The following is a 737-nucleotide window of genomic DNA, read 5'->3' as shown; positions in this document are numbered from 1 at the left end:
AAGTGCGACGAGGCGGACGCGGAGAGGGCCGCCCGCGCGGCGATGTCCGGCTCAAAGCTCGGGACCCCCAAGAGCCAGGACGGGTGGGTCGACGGGGTGCGCTGCATGCTCGCGGCGCGCTCCGGGGCGGTGAAGGCGCGGACCTCGGCGATCAACACCGCGAGGCCGCTGCTCACCACCGCGCCGGAGGGGCTCAGGTCGAGGTTCCGCGGCATGGGAGGGCCGAGGCTGATGGAGGAGCTCCCCTCCGTGCGCGCCGAGGGCGCGCTGGGCGCCGCGCTCGGCGCGCTGGCGGACCTGTGGGCGGCGGCGCGCGACGCGGCGCTCGACATGGAGCGCGCGATCGAGGCGTCCCTGGAGGAGAACTGCCCCGCGCTGCTGGCGATGTACGGGTGCGGGCCCGTGAGCGCGGCCAAGCTCGCGGTCGCGGCCGGGGACAACCCGGGCAGGCTGCGCTCCGAGGCGTCGTTCGCGGCGATATGCGGGGCCTGCCCCATCCCCGCCTCGAGCGGCAAGACCGTGAGGCACAGGCTCAACAGGGGCGGCGACCGGCAGGCGAACAGCGCGCTGCACGAGATCGCGAGGCAGAGGGTCATGCGCGACCCCGAGACCGCCGAGTACGCCGAGAGGGCCAGGGCGCGGGGGAAGAGTGACAGGGAGGTCATGAGGTGCCTCAAGCGCTACGTGGCCAGGGAGGCGTACCGGGCGCTGATGCACCCGCACGAGATCAGGAGGCC

At 74.5% G+C, this 737-nt stretch carries 2 protein-coding genes; one reads left to right on the top strand and one right to left on the bottom strand.

Annotated features, from left to right (window positions below; translation table 11 throughout):
* Window positions 1-215 (bottom strand): hypothetical protein (locus DWY05_RS10155; RefSeq protein WP_233511303.1); only part of this gene is annotated, 215 nt, incomplete at its 3' end.
* Window positions 216-231: 16 nt separating this feature from the next.
* On the opposite strand from DWY05_RS10155, the gene DWY05_RS09600 reads away from it, so the two are divergent.
* Window positions 232-737 (top strand): transposase (locus tag DWY05_RS09600; RefSeq protein ID WP_233511302.1); only part of this gene is annotated, 506 nt, incomplete at its 3' end.

Origin of the sequence: Collinsella sp. AF23-4AC, from assembly GCF_003462685.1 — a bacterium.
Taxonomy (GTDB): Bacteria; Actinomycetota; Coriobacteriia; order Coriobacteriales; family Coriobacteriaceae; genus Collinsella.
The sequence above is the reverse complement of the archived record's forward strand: the minus strand, read 5'-3'. Positions and strand labels throughout refer to the sequence as shown.